The 292-nt window shown below is 53.8% G+C and carries 1 protein-coding gene; it reads left to right on the top strand.

Annotation, left to right across the window (positions count from 1 at the left end; translation table 11 throughout):
* Positions 1-238: hypothetical protein (locus tag KVS69_RS19305; RefSeq protein WP_217539565.1), on the top strand; the 238-nt coding region annotated here is incomplete at its 5' end.
* Between the last annotated feature and the right edge of the window lie 54 nt (positions 239-292).

The following is a 292-nucleotide window of genomic DNA, read 5'->3' as shown; positions in this document are numbered from 1 at the left end:
ATGGCTTGCTCGCCTCAAGCCTAGCCAAGCAGCGGGATATGATCCTGTCCACGAACCCGCAGACGCTTACCAGTGCAATGCGAAGATCATCATTCTTAATGTCCTCAAGCAGGTTGGCCTGCTCAGCATCCAGCCATTCGTCGATTCTCTGGAACGTCTTGGAGATATGGGACAGGGACGGGGCAGCAAAAGCGATGGCTTGATTGATCTGCCCGACCGTACCCACAGCGCCATCTAATCCGTAAGAGCGATCTGAACCGGAAGGACTAAACCGTCTATTGCCTGCCTTGAA

Origin of the sequence: Stenotrophomonas sp. GbtcB23 (genome assembly GCF_019091045.1) — a bacterium.
In the GTDB taxonomy this organism is placed as follows: Bacteria; Pseudomonadota; Gammaproteobacteria; order Xanthomonadales; family Xanthomonadaceae; genus Stenotrophomonas; species Stenotrophomonas rhizophila_A.
The sequence above is the reverse complement of the archived record's forward strand: the minus strand, read 5'-3'. Positions and strand labels throughout refer to the sequence as shown.